23 protein-coding genes are annotated in these 21705 nt (G+C 46.0%); 7 read left to right on the top strand and 16 right to left on the bottom strand.

Annotation, left to right across the window (positions count from 1 at the left end; genetic code table 11):
- Positions 1-5: 5 nt before the first annotated feature.
- The 3 genes from C9J01_RS04545 to C9J01_RS04535 all read left to right on the top strand — a co-directional run bounded on the left by C9J01_RS04545 (position 6) and on the right by C9J01_RS04535 (position 4943).
- Positions 6-2126, top strand: coding sequence for a metallophosphoesterase family protein (locus tag C9J01_RS04545; protein WP_107296897.1), 2121 nt, complete (start codon positions 6-8; stop codon positions 2124-2126).
- 78 nt (positions 2127-2204) lie between these two features.
- Complete coding sequence (locus C9J01_RS04540; RefSeq protein WP_237156864.1) at positions 2205-3071, top strand: endonuclease/exonuclease/phosphatase family protein; 867 nt, start codon at positions 2205-2207, stop codon at positions 3069-3071.
- A 603-nt stretch (positions 3072-3674) separates the two neighbouring features.
- A complete protein-coding gene (locus tag C9J01_RS04535; RefSeq protein ID WP_107296896.1) occupies positions 3675-4943 on the top strand; it encodes a RidA family protein in 1269 nt (422 codons plus the stop codon).
- Between the two features lie 99 nt (positions 4944-5042).
- Here the strand turns inward: C9J01_RS04535 and C9J01_RS04530 are convergent, their stop codons facing one another.
- The 9 genes from C9J01_RS04530 to C9J01_RS04490 all read right to left on the bottom strand — a co-directional run bounded on the left by C9J01_RS04530 (position 5043) and on the right by C9J01_RS04490 (position 12370).
- On the bottom strand, positions 5043-7493 hold the full coding sequence (locus C9J01_RS04530) for a tetratricopeptide repeat protein (protein ID WP_107296895.1): 2451 nt from the start codon (positions 7491-7493) through the stop codon (positions 5043-5045).
- Entirely contained in the window at positions 7471-8040 is a 570-nt protein-coding gene (locus C9J01_RS04525; RefSeq protein ID WP_107296894.1) for a methyl-accepting chemotaxis protein, read from the bottom strand. Before C9J01_RS04525 ends, C9J01_RS04530 begins: the two co-directional genes overlap by 23 nt.
- A gap of 183 nt (positions 8041-8223) precedes the next feature.
- A complete protein-coding gene (locus tag C9J01_RS04520) occupies positions 8224-9147 on the bottom strand; it encodes a LysR family transcriptional regulator (RefSeq protein ID WP_107296893.1) in 924 nt (307 codons plus the stop codon).
- Positions 9148-9237: 90 nt separating this feature from the next.
- A complete protein-coding gene (locus tag C9J01_RS04515; RefSeq protein ID WP_107296892.1) occupies positions 9238-9564 on the bottom strand; it encodes a hypothetical protein in 327 nt (108 codons plus the stop codon).
- A complete protein-coding gene (locus C9J01_RS04510) occupies positions 9557-10015 on the bottom strand; it encodes a DMT family transporter (protein WP_107296891.1) in 459 nt (152 codons plus the stop codon). Before C9J01_RS04510 ends, C9J01_RS04515 begins: the two co-directional genes overlap by 8 nt.
- Positions 10012-10452 carry a DMT family transporter gene (locus C9J01_RS04505; RefSeq protein WP_107296890.1) on the bottom strand — a complete coding sequence of 147 codons (441 nt, stop codon included), beginning with the start codon at positions 10450-10452 and terminating at the stop codon, positions 10012-10014. The genes C9J01_RS04510 and C9J01_RS04505 overlap by 4 nt, the downstream gene beginning before the upstream one ends.
- Positions 10449-10964, bottom strand: a complete 516-nt coding sequence (locus tag C9J01_RS04500; RefSeq protein WP_107296889.1) for a VOC family protein — start codon at positions 10962-10964, stop codon at positions 10449-10451. The genes C9J01_RS04505 and C9J01_RS04500 overlap by 4 nt, the downstream gene beginning before the upstream one ends.
- A complete protein-coding gene (locus C9J01_RS04495; protein WP_107296888.1) occupies positions 10964-11323 on the bottom strand; it encodes a carboxymuconolactone decarboxylase family protein in 360 nt (119 codons plus the stop codon). Before C9J01_RS04495 ends, C9J01_RS04500 begins: the two co-directional genes overlap by 1 nt.
- Before the next feature lie 141 nt (positions 11324-11464).
- On the bottom strand, positions 11465-12370 hold the full coding sequence (locus C9J01_RS04490) for a helix-turn-helix domain-containing protein (protein WP_107296887.1): 906 nt from the start codon (positions 12368-12370) through the stop codon (positions 11465-11467).
- Positions 12371-12692: 322 nt separating this feature from the next.
- On the opposite strand from C9J01_RS04490, the gene C9J01_RS04485 reads away from it, so the two are divergent.
- Entirely contained in the window at positions 12693-13556 is an 864-nt protein-coding gene (locus C9J01_RS04485) for an alpha/beta hydrolase (protein WP_336596066.1), read from the top strand.
- Between the two features lie 33 nt (positions 13557-13589).
- Positions 13590-14141: a nuclear transport factor 2 family protein gene (locus C9J01_RS04480; protein ID WP_107296885.1), complete on the top strand. Its 552-nt coding sequence runs from the start codon at positions 13590-13592 to the stop codon at positions 14139-14141.
- A 78-nt stretch (positions 14142-14219) separates the two neighbouring features.
- Here the strand turns inward: C9J01_RS04480 and arsA are convergent, their stop codons facing one another.
- The 6 genes from arsA to C9J01_RS04450 form a co-directional block, all read right to left on the bottom strand.
- Positions 14220-15929, bottom strand: a complete 1710-nt coding sequence (gene arsA / locus C9J01_RS04475; protein WP_107296884.1) for an arsenical pump-driving ATPase — start codon at positions 15927-15929, stop codon at positions 14220-14222.
- 10 nt (positions 15930-15939) lie between these two features.
- Positions 15940-16329, bottom strand: a complete 390-nt coding sequence (gene arsD / locus C9J01_RS04470; protein WP_107296883.1) for an arsenite efflux transporter metallochaperone ArsD — start codon at positions 16327-16329, stop codon at positions 15940-15942.
- A gap of 81 nt (positions 16330-16410) precedes the next feature.
- Positions 16411-17442, bottom strand: coding sequence for an ACR3 family arsenite efflux transporter (gene arsB / locus C9J01_RS04465; protein WP_107296882.1), 1032 nt, complete (start codon positions 17440-17442; stop codon positions 16411-16413).
- Positions 17443-17538: 96 nt separating this feature from the next.
- The gene (locus tag C9J01_RS04460) at positions 17539-17850 is read right to left on the bottom strand and encodes an ArsR/SmtB family transcription factor (RefSeq protein WP_107296881.1); all 312 of its coding nucleotides are present in this window, start codon (positions 17848-17850) and stop codon (positions 17539-17541) included.
- Between the two features lie 151 nt (positions 17851-18001).
- Positions 18002-18307 (bottom strand): hypothetical protein, encoded by a 306-nt coding sequence (locus tag C9J01_RS04455; RefSeq protein WP_107296880.1) that lies wholly within the window; start codon positions 18305-18307, stop codon positions 18002-18004.
- A 39-nt stretch (positions 18308-18346) separates the two neighbouring features.
- Positions 18347-18703, bottom strand: coding sequence for a winged helix-turn-helix transcriptional regulator (locus tag C9J01_RS04450; RefSeq protein ID WP_107297423.1), 357 nt, complete (start codon positions 18701-18703; stop codon positions 18347-18349).
- A 220-nt stretch (positions 18704-18923) separates the two neighbouring features.
- On the opposite strand from C9J01_RS04450, the gene C9J01_RS04445 reads away from it, so the two are divergent.
- Positions 18924-20117 carry a low temperature requirement protein A gene (locus C9J01_RS04445; protein WP_107297422.1) on the top strand — a complete coding sequence of 398 codons (1194 nt, stop codon included), beginning with the start codon at positions 18924-18926 and terminating at the stop codon, positions 20115-20117.
- Between the two features lie 3 nt (positions 20118-20120).
- Positions 20121-20681 carry a phosphohydrolase gene (locus tag C9J01_RS04440; protein WP_107296879.1) on the top strand — a complete coding sequence of 187 codons (561 nt, stop codon included), beginning with the start codon at positions 20121-20123 and terminating at the stop codon, positions 20679-20681.
- 59 nt (positions 20682-20740) lie between these two features.
- Here the strand turns inward: C9J01_RS04440 and C9J01_RS04435 are convergent, their stop codons facing one another.
- The gene (locus C9J01_RS04435) at positions 20741-21664 is read right to left on the bottom strand and encodes an SMP-30/gluconolactonase/LRE family protein (protein ID WP_107296878.1); all 924 of its coding nucleotides are present in this window, start codon (positions 21662-21664) and stop codon (positions 20741-20743) included.
- Positions 21665-21705: the final 41 nt, after the last annotated feature.

Genomic DNA, 21705 nt, shown 5'->3' with positions numbered 1-21705 from the left:
CCTTAATGAAAAGGTTCAGAAAAAGCAGTGTTGCGCTCCTCGTTTCTATGGCTACAGCAATGGCATTCAATACGGCCTCAGCAAGGGAGCAGACCCAGATTGCCTTCATGCCGGATATTCATTTCCATGACGTTTACGGTGATTTTACCGATGGCAGTTTCGAAGGTTTGAAAAACAGCCACAGCGGTCAGAATGCGACTATCCGCAGTATGCATGCCCAGCTGACTTCGACCCGCTTGTTTAATGAAAACTACTTTGCTCTTTTGGCTGCGCTTGATGATGCGGTGCGGCGTGGTGTGAAGTATATCGCTCTGCCGGGTGATTTCAGTGATGACGGCCAGCCAGTTCATATCCGAGGATTGAAAAAAATACTCGACCATTATGCCCAGACTTATGATATTGAGTTCTTTGCCGCACCCGGTAACCATGACCCGGTTCGCCCATTCGATAGGCCTAGCGGAGAGAAGGACTTTCTCGGCAAAGAGGGCAAAACCCAGCGTATTTTTAGCAAAGGGGCCAATGAGTGTGTCGGTTACGAAGGCAATAGTGCTGTCATTAATGCCGGCCATGAATTACCAACGGTATGTACCGAAGAAATCCGCGAACTTGGTTACGAAGGTCTTATGGCAGAGTTGGGAGACTTTGGCTTCTTCCCACAGGCATCGAATGTGTATTGGGAAACGCCATATTCAACTTATACCCAAACCACATATGACTTCGACAAGGCATTGGGCCAATCGACCTATCAACAGCGCCAGTATGAGATTTGCCACGAAGGGACAGGGGGAAAGTATAAACAGCCAAACTACTCGGCCTGTTTTACGGTGCCGGATACCAGTTATCTCGTCGAGCCAGTGGAAGGATTGTGGTTACTGGCAATCGATGCCAACGTTTATATCCCAAATGCGGATGCCGATACTGCTCAGCCAGAACTTGCCGCGAACTTCGCCGGCTCGGGCAATGCTGGTTACAACAGGATGCTGACTCACAAACAGCATGTGATTGAATGGATGAAAACCGTTGTTGAAAGGGCCAATGCCGAAGGCAAGACGCTGGTGGCTTTCAGCCATTTCCCGATGACGGAGTTTTATAATGGTGCAGCGGAGACCATAGAGGATATCTTCGGCCCGGGTAACTTCCAGTTAGCACGTTCACCGAAAGAGGACGTTAGCCATGCTTTGGCGAAAACGGGGATCAAGCTGCATATCGGTGGCCACATGCACTTCAATGACACCGGTGTGAAACGTTACGATGATGGATCTTTCATATTTAACGTCCAGGCCCCGTCGATGGCGGCTTATGTTCCTGCCTACAAGTTGTTGAGCTTTAAATCGGACAGCCAAGTTGAAGTTGAGACGGTGATACTCGACAAAGTACCGCGCTTCGATGAGTTGTTTGAGCATTATGAGAAGGAATGGAAACACCTCAAGGCCGAAGGGGCTGAGGAAATTTGGAACAAGGATGTCCTGACATCGAAGGATTACTATGAATTTACCAATTGGCATATTACTGAACTGACAAGAATGCGATTTTTGCCAGAAGAGTGGCCATGTGACTTGAAACAGATGGTATTTGCACTTGATGGCCGCCAGATGCTGACTCTTAGCCAACTGGATAGCCCATTAACCCAAGCTCAAGTTATGACACTTTCAGGTGGCCGTCAGGCGGTAGAAATTTGTCAGGAAAAACCGGTCAACTTCGACCCATCAGCCATTAACGATCCCGCGTTTGCCAAGGCTTGGCAACAAGCAGAGGCCAGTGCCAAGCAGATAGCGTCTGACAATGGCCTATCACTTGATGACTTTGAAAAATGGAACGGTTTCGATCTCGCTGTCGATTTCTACCGCTTGAGAAACGCCGATGAATTGGCTTTCAAAGACGTTGACCGAAACCGGATGCCGCAATATGAACTCTTGGCGAGTACCTTGGCTGAGCAGACCGTGACGGATTCAACTCAATTCGGCGATGTGTTCAAACAGCGATTTGGCGGTCTGTTTGCCATCCTCACTAAGTTCGCTAACGGCGAGCCAAGCTATCACTTCGAGTTAAACCTGGATAAAGGGACCATCGTGGATCTGAAGCGGTTAGATCTGGAAACCGGAAAGGTTTCAAAGATCAAACAATAACCCTCAAAGGTTAATGCACTTGTTGCAGGGAAAGATAACTTTCCCTGCCACTTCATAATTTCAATATTGGAGAAATTAATGATGAACAAAATTTCAGTGGCATTATTAATATCCCTCGGCTTACCGGCGATGGCTGCGGATTTCGATGTGATGTCGTTCAATATCCGTAATAGCAAAGACAGTGTTGCCGGCAGCGAATATGATGGAAACAATACATGGGATAACCGCAAGGCAATAGTGGCAGATATCATTGCCCAAACGGACATTGCCGGGCTACAAGAAGCTTTCAGCGATCAGATCGGTTACCTGGCTCGTCAACTACCTGAATACAGTTGGGTTGGGGTAGGACGTGATGACGGCAATGCTGAGGGTGAAGCTGTACCGATTTTTTATCGCAATGATAAGTATGTAAAACTCGGTGGCGGGACATTTTGGTTGTCTGAAACGCCACAAGTTGTAGCCAGCGTGGGGTGGGATGCCGACCTGACGCGGATAACGACGTGGGTACGACTGGAAGAAATTTCTACAGGTAAGCGTGTGCTGGTCTTCAATGCCCATTTTGACCACATCGGCCAAACAGCACGCCAAGAAAGTGCGAAATTGCTGGGCAAGAAAGCGGATGAAATTACCGGTGGTGCCGGTGATGCGGTGATTGTGCTCGGAGACCTGAACTTTGAGCGCAGTGATACAGACTCTTATCAATCACTGACTGATTTGTACCAAGATGCCCGGGAAATTACCAAGCAGCCATTTTCGGGTGTCAACGGTGATAAAGAACAGGTCTTTACCTATCATGGCTATGGCAAGGAGAAACCAGAAGATATCGACTATATTTTCGTCAATGAAAAGTTAGCGGTAAATACGTTTAAATATCAGAATGTAGTTAAAGACGGTATTTACGCTTCTGATCATTTGTCTGTGATGTCCAATGTATCGTTCCAATAATTAATCATCACTCTTCAATTTGCTTGATATTAAAAGGTCAACATAGGTGTTTGGCCTTTTTTATGTTCGAGACTTTAGTACCCTTGCAGTCCTTTTGGTGTTAAAGGGTTGTTACTATTGTGATGTGGATTTTACACATATCTTGTTTGATTAATTATTATCCGTATGGGGGTGTATAGAGAAATAGGAATTTATTCTTAATTCAGAATACCTGAGGGTATTTATTCAGTTATAGACGTTATAAAAGGCATAAATATCATGGTGTATATCAACTTGGATATATTTATTGTGAACAATCTATCAAAAATGATTAAAACCAGCTGATTTTTGATATTAACTTACTGAGATTGTATTCAGTTTTTGCGAATCATTCGAATAAAAAATGGAGTTGTAATCAGCAAATAAGCACTTTTGTGGATAATTAGTCGTAAAGTGACTAATTATTCTATCAATAGGCTGCTGTTAGTGAAAATATATTTTGATGTAAGTCACATTTAAAGTGAAAGTTTTCCCATACTATCTCTTCACTTTCAAAATACTTCAAAATAAATCTACTTCAGATAGATATTTATTTCTGTACTACATCAAAGGATATAATTCGAAATGACTGATGCGATCATTAAAGTTTCTCGAAACACTGAAAATGCCCCTCTAAGCACTGTATCTACTCAGACAGTTGCTTTCTCTCATTACAATAACTTCTCTGCACAATTACCTGTTGACCCTAAAACAGGTGAGATTGTTGTTGGTGATATCAAAGAGCAGGCTAAACAGTGTCTAACAAACATCAAGGCGATTGTAGAGAGCATCGATCACGTGATGGACGACGTTGTTAAAATCAACGTGTTCCTAAAAGATATTGCAGATATGGAAGCGGTAGATGAAGTCTACGCGACTTTCTTCGAAAACTTGATCCCAACCCGTACCGTGGTTCAAGTAGCAGCATTGCCATTGAGCGACGCTCGCGTACAGATGGATGCATTGATTTCTAACGGTGAAGGTACTGCTCCTCAAGCTCCTTGCCCACTTGTTAAGCTATCTCGCAACACTGAAAATGCACCGCTAAACCCATTAGCGACTCACACTGTTGCTTTCTCTCACTACAACAACATCTCAGCTCAGCTGCCAGTAGACCCGAAAACCGGTGCTATCGTTGAAGGTGGTGTGAAGGAGCAAACTGCTCAGTGTTTGAAGAACATGAAAGCGATTCTTGAAAGCATTGATGTACCATTCGATGACATCGTTAAAATCAACCTATACCTAAGCGATCTGGCTAATGTTAATGCTGTGAACGAGGTGTACTCGACTTTCTTCCCTGACTCATCTATTGCACGCACCGTCGCTTACGTACCTGCACGTTCTATCATTGCAGCAGATGCACTACCTATGGGCGCGCTAGTGCAAATCGACGCTTCTGTTTCTCACGGTGACGGTACACCACCACAGGAAGTTGAAGATCGCCACAATATCGTTATCCGTGCTAACAATACTGATGCAGCACCTCGTAATGCACTGCACACGCAAACCGTTGCGTTCTCTCACTACAACCACATTGCTGCTCAGTTGCCTGTGGATGTTGCTACAAATGCTATCGTTGCTGGTAGTGCTAAAGAGCAGGCAGAGCAGTGCCTGAAGAACATCAAAGCAATCGTTGAAAGTGTTGACCACGTTATGGACGATATCGTTAAAATCAACATCCACTTGAAAGATGTTGCTGATATTGAAGCAATCAACGAGGTTTACACCACTTTCTTCAACGGTGAACTACCAGCTCGTACAGTGGTTGGCGTTTCCCAGATTGAGATGGATGCCTTGGTTCAAATCGATGCCGTTGTTTCTAACGGTGAAGGTACGCTACCGCAAGTAAAATAATATTTAAGTAATTAAACTTAGGTTATAAGATTTAGGCAGGTATTTTTAAATACCTGCCTTTTTATTACTCAACAATAGAAGAAGTAATGATATTTCTGATTAGGGCAATAAAGTATGTACTTTGCTTACTTCGAAATTAATAGGCGTTTGAGCACTGTTCTGCAGCACAATAGATATTGTGCCAGTTGGATTTTCTCTCCATATTGGTAAACCGTTTTCATACTTAACCCAAGAATACTTAAATTCCGACAATGGAATATTTATAGCAATGTTATTTCTCTGAGAGTAGGTATATCCAGAGGAGGAGAGTGTTTGTAAGTACCCCTCACTGTCTATCAGGCCAACATAAAGCGACGACACCTGCTCTGGTGAAGTGTTGGTCAAGACAATTTCAAATGCGCCGCTAGTCTCTTTTCCGAGCGCCTTTTTTCCTAGTGTTTCTTTTCCGAGCACCTCTTTACCTAGCATAAGCGGGTTCAGTTTTTCCGGTGGCTCTCTTTGCCATATCTGCCAGGTACTGAGCGTCATACTTTCATTAATGATAGAAGTGCTACTTAATGTTCCATCCCACGAAGCTTGGGATTGCGTAATGAGCTGTCCGTTAAGTGAAAGGCTGATTGTGACTGGACCGGAATGCGCCCATTCCGGTAGCATCTGACCATGCCAATTGAGTTGAAGTGAGTCGCCGACCCCTTGTGAAATCCATGCTTTCTCATCCTGCATAATAACGATCTGCCAAGCTGCCCAATGGGAGAAGTCGGCTTTGATGGTCAAGGGTGTGAGTACTGGCGCGGGTATTTTCCCTACCTTGAAGTTGAGTATTTGGGGTGGGGTGTTTGGTTCGCTGTTGTTATTAACCAGTTGCTTGTAAACGTTGAATGAAGCCTTGGCTTGATAGTCAGCAGTGAGTAGGCCAAAACTTTGCTCGGCATCGGAAAACCAGCCTTGCTGGTTGGGTTCGTCGGTGAGTGAAAACCAATTGAGCGCAAATAACCCCAACTTTCTGAGCATAGGCAAGTAGTCTTTGAGCTTTTGTAATTCGATGGCTTGCTGGGCTTCCCAATTTGGCTCAGAAGCGATTGAAAGGTAAGCCAGCATCCAGGGTTTGTTGAAGTGCTGTTGTAAACGTTCGCCAAGTCGAAGTGCCCGTACCCAGGCTGACCAGTCCGGGGCTGAATGGACTCTTTCGGTATAGCTAGACAGCATCAGCATACTGGCGACAAAATCGCTGGCTTCAATACTTTTCTGCGCGCTGGCATAGCTTGGTGTGCTGCCGGGTTGATCCCAGTCACCAAGCCCAAGACCGATTTTTACCTGTGGTGCACCTTTGCGAATAAGTGCGATGGCCTCAAGCATTAGTGGATCCCAGCCCTCCCATGTTTCGATGCCTTGCTTGTTGAATTCAGGTTCAAGGATCAAGTAAGCCTGTGGTAGATCTCGCAATAGGGGGATCAACTTGTACTTGATTTCATCAAGATAGCGCTGTCGGTTTGCTTCAACATATTCAGGGCTGATCTTATCGCCAAAGAACCAGTAGCTGATCATTGGAATATAGCCATTAGCGTGAGCACCTCGTAAAAGATCGGAACGTAGCCAGTGCCAGTCGCTTTCTTGGGTGATCCATAAGGTGACACTTTGCACAGAGAGTTCTTTTTCGGTTAAGGCCTGCCAAATAGGGGCGAATTTGTTATTGCTCCCTACGGGGGTGTCTAGCAGCAAGCGTGCCCCGACTCCCCACAGGAAAGGAGGCTCGCTTTTAGCAATCTTGTCAGATTGTAGGTCAAGCATAAATGCCATAGCGTTAACCCTTTGTTGCCAACTTCGGGCAAGCAGGCTATTCCGGTTAGCCCAACTGGAGTCAAGCTTGGCTTGAAGTTGTTCAAATTGTGCCTTTGCAACTAACGTTTGGTTGGCTCTTAAGGCAGAGAACACAGCGCCAAATGTGGCTTGAATATACCAATCTTCTTGCATTGAAAATGTAGCATCAGCAATCTTCAGGTAAAGCTCTAAGGCTTTTTGAGGTTGTAGTGCGAGTTCAAGCAAGCTATGAGCCATTAAAATTTGGCCACGTATAGCTAATGGCTGTTTAGGGTGGGTGGCATATAGCCTTGAGCTTGCTTGCTGCATTTGGGCAATGGCATTTTGATCACGAAGTTGGATGAGATACAGAAAATCGGCGAGTAGGGGATCATTCCTGTAGGCTCTCAAAAGCGCAAAGGCCGCACGGGCTTCGAGCTGATGGACACTGAAAGGATCTTCGCTTAAGTATTGCCGGTATAATGACATGGCTTGAGTCCAACTGTGTTCGAATTCGGCAATCCGGGCTGCGAGGAATAAGGCTTCTCCACTATAGGGCTCAGGGATACCGCTCAGGCGTGCTTTTGCCGCGCTGACTTGCCCCTGTTGAATCAGCTGTATGCCTTCCCCAACAGTCTGAGCCGCGCTTTTTGCACTTGCTGAGTGGATGCTTCCAAGTAATATGGTAGATATCAGCAGTGTGATGATTACGTCGAATCTGAGCTGGGATTTAGACCACAGGTTCATCATCATGCTCAACTTTACTTTTGGGGTGATCGCTGTAGTCAATTTCTAGGGTTTCGAAGTACTCCAAGTTATGCCTAATGGTCTCAAGGTGTAAGGTTTGCTCCTGGGGTAAATCACACTTTTCTAATACGGCGATGTTCTCCTTCATGCTCATTACCATGACTTGAATTCGAGCGGAACTGTCGTTGATATCCTCGGCGATATCGGTAAGTTCATCGCCTTTTCGAATTCGAATTTCTGAAGATAATTTCCCCATGGAGATGTCGACCAGGGCATTGCGAATGCGTTCGACAGGGCCGTAAAGGCGATAACTGAGCCAACATCCGGCCCATGTGGCTAATGCAAGCTGCAATGAAAGTAGTAATATCAGCCAATTGTTCATGGCTTCATACATAGAAGGTAGAGACTGGGCGACGGCGTTTAACTCTTCAGGTAATAGCTGGAAGGATAATTCTTGCGCTAATACTTCAAGAGTTTGGGAGTAGAAGAAATAGAACTGAGCGGCATTGATAACCGCACTGAACAGGGCAATAAATAGTATACGCCATATCATGCGCTTGAGTAGCCATACTTTTATTCCTTTAAATATGGCTATAAAACGAGATTTCAAAAGCATAGCAGTACCGATAATAAACTTGTTGTATATCAAGTTTATACCGTGTGAGTTAAGCGTTTCGAAAATCGTTCTTTGTTAGTGGGATCTGAGAGGTCGATCATCTTATCAGTGTTACCGAAATTAAATGTTATCCCAGTAGCAAGGGTTGCCGTACTTTTGGGTAAAAAAGTCAATCACCACCCTGACCTTGGGGGCGAGATTATCGGTTTCTAAATAAAGGGCACTGATAGTTTGTGGCTCAGACGTCGTCGATAATTGGTAATCTGTCATCACAGGCAGCAACTGCTCGGCTTTGATTTCTTCGCCAATCAACCAGGTAGGGAATAGCACAAGACCGGCACCATTGACGGCGGCGCTGACAAGGGTTTCGGCATTATTGCTATAAAGCGTGCCGCTCACGTCATATGGTGTGAGCGATTCAATGCCGATAAACCAGCGTTGTAACCCTTTTGTTCCCTTAAACACCAAACAGTTATGTTTGGCAAGATCTTCCGGTGTTTGCGGTGTTCCATGGACTTTCAAATAGTTTGGACTGGCTGCCATCACATATTGTTGATTGCCAAAGCGTTTCATTCGCATGGAAGAGTCCTGAGGTACACCTACGCGTATCAATAGATCTATCCCTTCGAGGGCAGGGTCGATAAAAGTGTCTGTCTGATGGAGTTCGACTTTGAGCAAAGGGTAGCGCTCAAGCAGTTCTGCAAGATAAGGCGCGATATGCAGCCGGCCAAAGGCCACAGGTGCACTGATTTTGACGGTACCGCGTGGTGTATCAGCCCTTTGCTCGATGCGCTCTGTCACCATTTCAAACTGATGGATTATTTCATTGCAGTGCTTGGCAAAGGCTGCACCTTCGTCGGTGAGGGAAATCGCCCTTGTATGGCGGTGTAGTAGTTTGGTGCCAACCTTTTCTTCTAGTTGTGCCATTTTCCTTGATACCGAAGAGGGCGTTAGATCCTGCCTTCTTGCGACTTCAGAGAAGTTGCCATATTGGCACGTCATCAAGAACAGTTTTATTTCCAGCAACGATACATCATATTTCATGAGCAGCATCCATCAATCACATAGCTAGAGTTAAGGTTTTGTACATTAAAAAGGCAAGCCACTTGAGTAACTTGCCTTAATTATTGTTTATCACGCAGCAATATTTTGAGTTGAAATAAAGCTCGCGTCTTTGGTGAAAGCTTGGAACTGCTCTATGACCTTGGTCATTACTTCAGACTGGATATCATCCAGAAAAGCGGCTTCCGATTTCAGGTTAATGACCTCGAAATACTGATACGGTGATGGAGTATCTTGGCCGAGGATTGATAGCCCTTTATAGACATCAAATGAAGCCACACTGTTAAGGGCATTGACCGTGGGTAGGTCAATGTTTTGTGCCCAATGTAGATAATCAGACTCGCTAACGCCATCTTTTAAATTGAAAAAAACGATAAGGGTCGTTGCTTGTTTAGTCATTGTTGTTCTCCGGCGATCGGTTCGCCATAAAAATACATACAAGGGCGGCGGCGATGCACAGCATGGCAGCTAAACGCCAGTAATTGAGGGCAATAGGCTCATTGCCGAGTAAACCTGCCGTATCGATAAACAGGCTCATAGTCATTTGGCCAAAAATGGTGGCTACAGTGGCGACAGCTACGCCAATTTTAGGTACTGCAGCGACCATGACGACCATGTATACAATGCCAAATAGCGCGCCAGTTAACTGCCATTTAGGAACGGTGAGCAAAGTGGCATCATAGTTAGGCTCGAAAAAGAAAATCAGCAAGGCAGTCACCACTGTACCAACGGTAAATGTCAGCAATGAGCTTCTGATTACTCCGACTTTTACGCCAAGTTGCCCGTTGATTGCTGCCTGTGCGCTCAGCGCTATGCCAGATAAAATGGCTAGCAAGACAAAAATAATCATGCGGCCCCCATGTAACTGAAAAACATCGCCAAGATGACAAACAAGATACTTAACACACGTAATTTATTGACTGGTTTTTTAGCAGTGCCAAACCAGCCGAAATAGTCGATGGCAAAGCTCTTGCCAATTTGCCCGGTTAGTACGCCGATCATTGTCATCGCGACCCCCAATGCTGGCGTAGCCAGTGTTAGTACCACAACATATATTGGTCCGAGCAAACCACCTGACAATTGCCACTTGGGAATAGCGTGAAGGCTTATGGTTTCTTTACTTGGTATGAAGAGGCTGATCAGCCACAGCAGTGATGCCCCAACACCAAAAATACTCAAGGTTGCCCACAAGTGGCCGACTTCACTCCCCAAAGGGCCGAGTAGGCCTGCCTCAAAGGACAGACCCATACCCGCAATCACAACGAGCAATACGAAAATAAGGTTCATCGTGGGTCAAACAACGCAACAGTTGAGGTTTTTTCATAGGCTTTACCGTTAGGATAAGAAACCAGCTCAAGTTGCATGCCCCAAGGTGCCATAAAGTAAACCCAGCTTTCACCTGCTGTCGGGCCATCTGTCATGACGTTTGGTGTACCCAAAACCTTAATACCTTGTTCTTTCAGGTAGCTCACAGCCGCATCCATATCATCGACATAGAACGCTAGGTGGTGGCCGCCGATGTCAGCGTTGTTCGGTGCTGTTTTGCAACGGTGGATATTGTCGGCATATTCGAAAATTTCCAGGTTGATTCCGCCGGCATTCATGACCGCAATTTTGCTGATTTGAGCACGCGGATTAACATTTAAATGCTCGGCCATCCAGTTGTCGTCAGCAGCAAACGGACCAAATTCATAGGCAAGCTCAAAGCCGAAGTGGTTGCTGAAAAATGACACCGCTTGATCAATATTTGGCACAGTGAAGCCGATATGATCGGGTTTTTTAAGTCCAGGAATAGCCATTAGATATCACCTCGCTCGTGACGGATTTTATTAAGTGCGCCCATGGTTGTTGCCCCTTTGTTGAAGCCGGTATAAGCCGAGGCAAAGACAATTAACTCTTCAATCTCTTGATAGGTCGCACCTTGCTTGAGGGCCATATCAACATGCGCGCCAAATGGGTTGCCTTCACCGGTGACATTCAATGCCATCTGATCAATGGCAATGGTGATCAACGCTTTGGTCTTCTGGTCGAGTAGCGGCTGGCCCCAAACTTCACCAGCAACCCTGACTGTCAGATCGCCCCATACTGGATTGATAGCCTTGAGACCATCAATCAATGCTTGATCGTCCAGTACCGCGTTTTGATATTTGTTTGTCATGGATGACACCCTCATCAGTAAGTCGATTAGCTGCCTGTGCAGCAGATGAGGGGCATTATAGGGATCGGGGAGATATGAAAAACTAACAGGTTGGAACATCACTTGTGCAGGATCTGCACAAGTGATGATGAAGGAAAATAGCTAGGATTGGCCTTGCTTGATGAATTGGCCTGGCGTGATGCCAAAGTGGTTTTTGAACGCACGGGTAAAATGGGATTGATCGTTGAAGCCAAGATCATGGGCCGTGACAGCGATATTGACAGACTCACCAGATAGTAAGGTCTTTGCCTGTTCCAGCCGCTTGGTCATCAAGTATTGGTAGGGTGTGACCCCCACTAATTTCTTGAATTCCCGAAGAAAGTAAAACTTACTGCATTTTAGTAAGTCAGCAAGATCATCAACCGAAATATGGCTGCCTATATTGTCGTCAATGTATTGGTCTATCCGGCTAACCTGCTGGTGGTCAAACTTCGATGAGGATAATTGCTTGTTTTTTTGGTCATAAAAATTCGAGTAATTTTGGACATAATGCGTGGACAATAGCGAAATTAAGTTTTTTAGATATATGTCCCCATTTCTGCCTTTGGCTTTCGCCTCCAGCATAAATAACTCCATGATGCCTTTAATCGTTTCATCCATTACGTTGTAGTTATTGAGAAACTGCAGCTCTATACCTTCCAAGTTGAGAGGGCAGTGACTGAGAAACTCTTGTTCTTCTATTGCCAGAATCACGAAATAGCAGGGTTCGGAAATATCATGGGTAAATGGGGTTTTCGGCGGGTTGATCCAGATATTGCCCGGGCTGGTTTTCAGCTCGGAGAAACTGCCATCTTGCTCGACACTCCAACTCAAATCCTTTTCCAGCGCCAGAGCAAAATAGAAGTAGGGCGTGTAGACATTTTGTGGGTAGAAATGGGGGGAAGTACCTTTCTCTATCACCACGCCCGGCCAGTTCAACCCTTGGTTCGAAAACTCAATATCCAAGACTTCTCCGCAATCAGACAATATGTTCGATTCAAAGTCGAAAAACTTCAGGCTGGACTTCATCACTGTTCCTCTATGTCACACCTTTCCTTTCAATAACCTAGCTGACAGCTAGCCATTTCGTCAACCGCCAGTTAGTGGCTGCAATTTTGTACCAAAACCCAAGCAGTAATGTTCAATCTTCATGGGTCGCCCATTGCTAATCTGTAACCAAGTTAGACGACAGGGCCGCAAAGTCCCCCATGTTGTTAAGCCAAATACCAGAAAAGTAATCAAGGAGAGGACGCAGATGTTTAAGAAGTTGCTTATGTTGATAGTAGGAGCACTGCCTGTCGCGGCCTACGCAAGTAATACCATTACCCAACCAGCCTCAGAGGAAAGCACCATGCAGCATATCCAATTGAAAACCAATGTTGGTCAACTAGCCGCAAACTTGTATTTGCCAGAAGGTGTCGAAAACCCACCCGTGGTGATTGTGACTGGTGCCTGGACGACCGTGAAGGAGCAAATGCCTGCGGTTTATGCCCAAGCCCTTGCCGATAAAGGCTATGCTGCTGTGACTTTTGATTTCCGTGGCTGGGGGCAGTCATCTGATTCAGTTCGCTTCTTGGAAAGCCCTAGCCGTAAGACTGAAGACATCCGTGCGGTGATTGATGCGGTGGCAAAACTTGATCAAATCGATAGTAGCCGAATTGGTGGTTTGGGAATCTGTGCCTCGGCAGGCTATATGCTCGACGCAGTTGCTGGGAACGACAAAGTGAAAGCCGCGACAGTGGTAGCCCCGTGGTTGCACGATAAAGCGATGGCGACAGCAATTTATGGCGGTGAAGAAAGCGTGAAAGGCTTGTTGGCCGCTTCAGAGCAGGCTGCTAATTCGGATGAGCCAGTATACATCGAGGCGGCCAGTACGACTAACGAAGCTTCCTTGATGTACCAAGCACCTTATTACACAGAAACCGATCGCGGTTTGATCCCAGAGTATGACAACCAATTTAATGTTGTTTCTTGGGATGGTTGGCTCAATTACGATGCCCAACTAAGTGCATCCAAACAGGATAAGCCAGTAATGATGGTCGCTTCAGAAGCAATGGCATTGCCAGCAGGTGCTCACCAGTATCTGGCCACCGCAGGCACAAATGTTCAGGCAACATGGTTGGAGGATATCTCCCAATTCGATTTCTATGACCAGCCAGAAGTGGTAAGCCAAGCGGTTGATATCGTAGTGAAGCATTTTGAGTCATCCCACTAAGCTGGATAGATAGAAGCATATAGGGAGGTAAGCATGAAGTTGAAATATTTTATTCCCGTCTTATTTGGAGTGTTATCCATGGCCGTTAATGCCGCACAACTCATCAAAGATGAAGCGCAGATCCGCAGTAACATAAATAGTTTTTCAGCACTGACTGACCAAGGAGCCTTTGAATATCTTGGCCGGTTGTTTGCCCCACAACTGACCGTTGACTATACCTCGCTATTTGGTGGCGAGCCACAATCGGTCAGCCGCCAAGAGTTGATGGCGCAGTGGGCTGCATTCTTGCCTGGATTTGATGTGACATTCCATGATCTGCAAAACATGAAAGTGGCCGTGAATCAGGAAGAGGCAAAAGCGACGGTTGATTTCACTGCTAGCCATTGGCTGGGCAAGGAGGGCTTCTGGGCAATTTCAGGCGAGTATGAATTCTCGCTGACCAAAGCAGGAAGTAATTGGCAAATCACTTCAGTTAAACTCAACGCTAAAGGTGAAGAAGGGAGTAGGGATGTATTGGAGGAAGCCCCGAAACATGCCAAAGACAATCTCGAAGCAAGGGAAAGCCTTAAAGTGAGCTACCAGTAAATGCAACAACGAAAGATATAGCAAAGGCCCTAAAGGGCCTTTGCTTTTTGCTTATATCTTTAAGAAGAACACCAGAGGTTATAAACCTTCAGCTTGCCAAGGTATCACATACATACTTTCTGCATGTTGCTCCCTGACTTCTTTCAAGTATTTCGCTTCACGCTGTTTTCGGGTAACCAACAGCGGGTCAGTGACATCTAGTGGTGCCAGAGCTTGGTTAACAACCCAGCCAGCAGGCTTGATCTCGGCACGGGCTAAATCCTCTTGCAAGTCTGCGGCTTCATGTACCGGAGTCGCCTCAGGCAGGGTACAAATTAACAATCTTGTGAAGGACGGGTCGCGTAGCCTTGGTAACAAACCGCTTACTTCGTCAGAATGGGCATCACCACGTTTCAAGACTTCGCGGTGGTAGCTTTGGGCAGCATCGAGCAATAGGATGGTATGGCCAGTCGGAGCTGTATCGATCACTGTAATTCTGTTGTCTGCCTGATAAACAGTACGGGCAAAGGCTTGGAATACAGCAATTTCTTCAATACAAGGGGAGCGTAAGTCTTCTTCAAGCAAAGCCAATCCGTCGGCATCTAGTTCACCGGCATCCCTGATGACATCGTTCTTGTAGCGTTCGATTTCTGCTACTGGATCGATACGCTCAACCAGTAGGTTAGCTGGTACCTCGCCCGCCGCATCTTGTACATGGGCCGCCGGGTCAGTTGTAGTCAGGGTGACAGGAAGGCCTTTACTAGCCAATTGGCGAGCGAGCATTGCCGCTACAGACGTTTTACCCACACCGCCTTTACCCATTGTCATTACGACACCACGGCCACTTTGCGCCAACTCTTCTACAAGTGTACGGAGATCGTCACCTTCAGGGGCCGCTATTTCATCACTGACTGATAGTACACTGCCTTCACTGTTAAAGAATTCCGCTAGCCCTTGAAGACCAACTGGCGGGTTAGCTTTCATTGGAATGGTAGTTTGCGGTAATTGACTCAGTTGCGCTGGCATTTCAGCTAAGGCCGCTGAGGATCGTTTGGCTAAAGCTACGGCTATCGGATCTGACAAATCAGTTGCTTCAAACAGGCCATTGATCACCAAGTGTTGATTGGTAATGCCTAGCTCCAAGAGTTCGGAACTACTTCTGGCAGCCTCTTTTAAGGCTGCTTGGTCCGGGCGGGTGACAAGCACCAGACGCGTATGGCTTTCGTTGGCAAGCAATTCGACCGCTCGGGCGTATAGCGCAGTTTGCTTTTCAAGTGCCGCAAGAGGGCCCAAACAAGACGTTCCAGTTGAGTTATCGTCGACAAAGCCGGTCCAGGCTTTAGGTAGAGACAGAAGCCTCAAAGTATGGCCTGTTGGTGCGGTGTCGAAAATAACTCGGTCAAAGCCTTCTGTTGCCTTGTCGTCAGCCAGTAGCTCAGTGAAGGCATCAAAAGCCGCTATTTCTAATGTACAGGCACCTGAGAGCTGCTCTTCCATATTTTCGACCACAGCATCTGGCAGTACGCCACGGTAAGGGTCTATTTCCTTGGCACGGTAAGCTGCTGCAGCCGCTCGTGGGTCAATATTGAGGGCAAATAGATTCTCAACATGATTAACGGCGGTAGGCGAACCACTGAGTTTGGTTTCAAGTACCTCGTCGATATTGGAAGCAGGGTCTGTGCTCACTAGTAGTACTCTCTCACCACTTGCGGCCTGGTGCATAGCAGTTGCACAGGCAGTACTTGTTTTACCGACACCGCCTTTGCCAGTGAAAAACAATACCCGTGGAAGCTGGGATAAGAATTCCATCAGAAGCTCCTTAGCAGCCACCGCTGCAACAACAGCTGGTAGATTTGGCATCTGAATTTTCAGCTTGATCACCTTCAGCTGAATTACCCTCTACGTTATTACCTTGAACTAAGACAATAAGTTGGTCACGGGAAGGATAGCTGCCATAACTTATCAACTCTCCGTCCCTGATGATAATTGGCAGGGCTTCGTTCTTATGTGCATCAAGCAGCGCCTTGACCGTAAGATTCGATACGAAAGCGGCTGGTTCTTGGGCTAGGTTATAACGGGTTACTTTGTGGCCTTGTGATTCAAGGTGCTGTAGATCGGCAGAAAAGACAGACAGTTTTTGGTCTGGTTTTGGTCCACAAACACCAGAAGAACAACACATTGCAGGATCAAAAACAGTAATAGTAGACATAATTAGGGTTCCGTTATTGATTTTGATTATTGATAGAGAGTCGGGTCTGCCCCTGATTTCAGGGGCAGGTATCGATAGGAGTTAGGCTGCGTGGGCAACCGGGAACTTCTCGCGGGTTTTGTTGGCATAAGCAACGAGGGCTAGCATGACGGGTACTTCAACCAGTACACCAACGACTGTCGCCAGTGCTGCGCCCGAATGCAGGCCGAACAAGCTGATAGCAACAGCTACTGCCAGTTCAAAGAAGTTAGAAGCACCGATCATACCGCCAGGTGCAGCGACACGGTGAGGTTCTTTCCATTTGAACATCCAGTAGTAGGCGATAGCAAAAATCAAGAATGTCTGAATGATCAGAGGGATAGCAATTAATACAATATCCAGAGGGTTAGCCAGAATTTGTGGAGCCTGGAAACCGAATAGCAGAACAACAGTACTGATCAAACCAAGGATTGAAAGTGGCTTCACTTTGCTACCAAAGCGCTGCAGCGCCTGCTCTGACTTCAATACTTTACGGGTTATCAAGCCTGCAATTAGCGGAATAACAATATACAGGACCACAGCAATGATGAGCGTGCTCCATGGTACAGTCACATCAGTGACACCCAATAGGAATGCAGCAAGAGGAGCGAATGCAACAACCATAATCAGGTCATTGACGGCAACCTGAACCAAGGTGTAGTTGGCATCACCTTTGGTTAATTGACTCCACACAAAGACCATCGCTGTACAGGGTGCCACGCCGAGTAGGATCATGCCCGCAATGTACTCATTGGCCAGATCAGGCGTAATTAAACCCATCATATCGCCGAATAGGTGTTTGATGAACAAGACAGCCAAAAACGCCATAGTAAAAGGCTTGATCAGCCAGTTTACCGTAAGAGTAACGATTAACCCCTTCGGACGACGGTGAATATCTTTGATTGATGAAAAGTCGATTTGCATCATCATCGGATAAATCATCAGCCAAATCAGCACCGCGATGATGAAGTTAATGTTGGCGTACTCCAACCCACCCATGAAAGAGAAAAGTCCCGGAAAAGCGGTGCCGCCGAGTAGGCCGGCCACCATAGCCAGTCCGATCCAGACACTGAGGTAACGTTCAAAAATGCCCATGATTATTAGTACCTTGTTTATCGCTAATCGTCGAATTACGATTAGCTTGGGAATAAAAAATGCCTGAGAGAAATCCCTGCCAGGCATTACAGACTTTTAGGCTAGATAGCCAAGTAAGTCTTTCATTCTTTGTAGTGCTTCAGGTTTTATGCTGAAGCAAGTACGAGGGTGCTGTACTTCAGCATGTACAAGCCCTGCTTGCTTGAGTACCCGCAGGTGCTCGGAAATAGTGGACTGCGCCAGATCAAGTTGCTCAACAAGATCAGAGCCTAGGCATTGGCCACTAGCAAGGATCTTTAGCAAGCGAACGCGTGCCGGATGGCTAATAGCCTTAGCGTAGGCAGCGATTTCTTTCTCGGTCGCTTCATCCACTTTGATTGGGGCAAGGTTAGTTAAGCAATCGACCATAGTTCTTAGCAACTGTCTTCATCGTTAAATTACGATTAATGGTATTCCTATGATTGAACCATTGCAAGCAGAATTTAATTGGCTTGAAGGGCATGTTGTATCTTTTTGCTTTTTAAAGATATTTCCATGAGGCCTTATTTGATTCACTATCCTATATACACACAAGACTTCTGATCTGACGTTGCACTTCAATCAAGTCATCGAGCTTACCATTGGCAATAAGAGATAATGGCTTGTGATTGTCGAACATGTTTTTGTGTGTTGACGTCATAAAGCCTTGGCGTTGTTTGGCATCATTGAACAATAGCTCAAGGCTTTCCTGAATTGAAAACAGGGTGTTGATCCTAGTGTCTGATTCAATTTGGTCAGCGGTTGTAGGAAAGGCTGTATTGCACTGGGCAATAGTCGCCCCCCAGCTCCTGAGTAGTTCGTTTGCTTGTTCTAGCGATTTAGCCATTGCTCAAACCTCGCATTACTGATTTGTTTTAATAATGGATTACAGCTTATGGCTCTCGGACCATACGCGTAAGTCATCCAATATTTTTAGGGCGGTGCGGCCAAACTCAGTGAGTTCATAGCTGACGGCGATAGGGCGGTCACTGATCACTTTGCGAATCACCATGCCTTCAGCTTCAAGTTCTTTAAGACGCTGGTCGACCATTTTCTTGCTTGCACCACCCAGAAGGCGTGCCAAGTCATTGAAACGGACAGGTCCGTCTTTCAGATGATAGATCAGTGAGCCTTTCCACTTACCACCAATCAGGCGCATGCCTTTCTCTATGGCACACGGCTCCTTACACACATTGGCGACTGACTTGCGCCCTTTGCTATCAATATTTACGACGCCTTCCACGCTATCCACCTCATTATCAAGGTTACAAAAAGTATACTGGTTGATTCGTGTACTAAGGTTACCATAATAAACCACTGAGCGAAAAGCACAGATGGACGGCATGCCTGCGTAACAGGCTTTTACCGAAATGTGCTCGAAAGTATGGAAGTAAGAAAAAGAGAATATAATCAGATGATAATGAGAAAAAATGGAAGAAATCGAAAGGCAGGTAGGGGTTAAAATGAGTTTATCTAAACATCCTCTTTGGCGTAAACCGCAGCATCATTTAGATTCAGATGGAAGCTCGGAACATGTGCACTGGATAGAGCTGTTTTACGACCTCGTCCATGTTGTTGCTATCTTTGTGCTGGGTAACTATCTTAGCCAACACCTCAATCCAGTAGGGTTTGCCATTTTTGCCGCCTTATTTGTGGTGATCTGGTTTGCCTGGTTTGATTTAAGCTTGTTTAACTCCCTTTACGTCAGCACCGATATACAGCACCGTTACATCATGGCATCACAGATCATTACCATCATGGTGATGTCGGCTTCCATAATCCACATAGACGGAGGTGGCTGGTCATATTTCGCGGTAGGCTATGCCATTAACCGGGCCATTATTGCCTTGCTATATTGGCGGGCGAGATTTGTTGGGGATACCGAAGCAGAGTTACCAAGTCGGTTAGCCCGAAATTTTTTAATTGGAGCAATCCTGTTTATTGTTAGTGCCTTCTTGCCCAAACCTTATAGTTATCTGGTGTTTAGCTTTGCTATGTTGCTGCTGGCTATTTTATATGTCACGCCTAAAGTGGGTGTACTGCATTGTCAGCGATTCATCCCTCGGTTTGGTCATATGGCAGAGCGATTCGCACTGTTGTTACTTATTGTTGCCGGTGAGGGCTTTTTCAAACTGGTTATTACCTTGGCGGATAAAGGCATCGATCAGGTTGTAGTCGATGTGTTCTTTAATTATGTCTTGGGTGGTGCAGCCATTTTCGTCCTGTGTTGGATCTATTTTGATTTTGTCGGAAATGGCAAGCCAAGGGATGATAAGCCTAAGACATTGGTCAAATGGGTCATTGCCCATCTAATATTGATGCTGTCAGCGGTAACAATTGGTGTTGCTTTATCGGCCGAGGTAAAGGTCTCTTTCCTTGACCAGTACCCACTGAAATACGCAGTAATTGGCTGCTTGGGACTGGTGTCCTATCTTTATTGCTTATTGAAAATACAAGATGTGATAGAGCTACGAACCGCTCATCGGTTTGCGACGGCCAAAGTGAGGGCATTCGGTATTGCAATGGCATTGGTAACCTTGGCAACGGTTGCATTTGTTCCATCCATAGTCGCGAATTTGCTTTGGGGAACCGCATTGTTTTCTCAAATCATCATTCCAGTGACCAAAGCGTATAACACTTTCTCTAAAGGAGCATGAGGCATGGCCCAGATAGAAATACAGCTTGAGCGTCCACGTGTTGAAATGCTATTTGCACGGTACAAAGACCAGATCGGTGATGATTATCCCGGCTACCGGAACCATGTTTATCGCACCATTACTTACGCCATGCATTTTCTGGGAAATGATGCGGAGTATGAGCAGTTGGTCGAAACGGCCTTTGTTTATCACGATATTGGGCTATGGACCGATCATGAATTGGCATACTTGGAGCCCTCCGAAGCCGTGGCACTGGCCGATAATGAGAAATTTGACTGGGGCCTGGACCCTGAGGCACTACGCGGTGCAATCCACTGGCACCATAAGATCTCACCTTATAAAGGGGTTCACCAAAAGGTGATTGAAGCCTGCCGCAAAGCCGATTGGATAGATGCTTCAAAAGGGACCATTCGAAAAGGATTGAGCAAAGAAACGATTGCTGAAGTGGAAGCGGCGTTTCCTAATCTAGGATTTCATGACACTTTGTTGCGCCTTGCCAAGGATTACGGAGGGTCAACCTTGGTAGGTGGGGTAAAAGTGACACTAGGAATCGTGAAGTGGTGAATTGGATGGCGACGGGAAGGCCGTCGCCATTTTTCGTTCGTGAATACAATAATTGGCTATTACAGGGCTATTTTGTGTAGTCCGGCATTCTCCTCGCCACCAAATAGCAAGCCGCCATCATTGGTGATATAGAAAACGTTATCTTCGCGGGTACTCGGCTGGATTGCGGTATTGCCATCTATGCCATGATTGAGGATCACCGTTTTTGTTCCGTCCTGAGTATATTTGATCACCTCATGATGGTGTGTCGTGATCAACCAAGTGCCTTTTTCATCAATGGTAAAATCATCTGCTTGGATATCATCGGCCAACACTGTAATTTCACCTGCACGGCCTTCGGTAATGTCAATTTTCCCCACAATTTGTTTGGCTGAATTGGTGAAATATAAATCTCCTTCATGGAGCTGAATGCCGTTGATACCCGGTAGTCCTGGGCGATCTTTTTCCGGTTGCAGCATCGTATCTTCAAGCCAGACTGAGAGTTTGTTCGATGCCATATCGAATTTGTAAATTTTGCCATTGAGTGCATCTGCAATGAGATATTCTTGGTTGCCCAAATAAGCCATTCCATTGAGAAAAGCAGGTGTATCCAGACCGATCAGACGTTCAAGCTGACTATCTTGATTGATTTTGAAAAGTGCCATGCTGTTTACAAAGCTATCACCTTCTAGGATTGAAATTTCATGGACAGAAAGCAAGCCATTGCCCCCTTCGCCAAACCGAAGTGAAACAGGGTGACCGTCGACTTTTGCCCAGAGTTTAGCTTTGCCATCAAGATGATATTTATACAGTGACATACCGGTGTAATCTGTCGCGATTAACTCGTCTTTGTTGAGATAGGTAAGGTTTTCAAAAAAATGTCCTGCTGGTAGCGAGATCACCGACTCGAATGTTGTTGGTGTTACCTCGGTTTCGGCGACGGCAGGAAAAGTTACTGAGGTAGAAAGTGTAATTGCGACAAGGAGCTGCTTGAATGAAATCATCTTATGTTCTCTTAATCTTGTTGTGTTGAGAAAATAGTAGA

The sequence above is a fragment of the Photobacterium rosenbergii genome (assembly GCF_003026455.1).
Taxonomy (GTDB): Bacteria; Pseudomonadota; Gammaproteobacteria; order Enterobacterales; family Vibrionaceae; genus Photobacterium; species Photobacterium rosenbergii.
The sequence above is the reverse complement of the archived record's forward strand: the minus strand, read 5'-3'. Positions and strand labels throughout refer to the sequence as shown.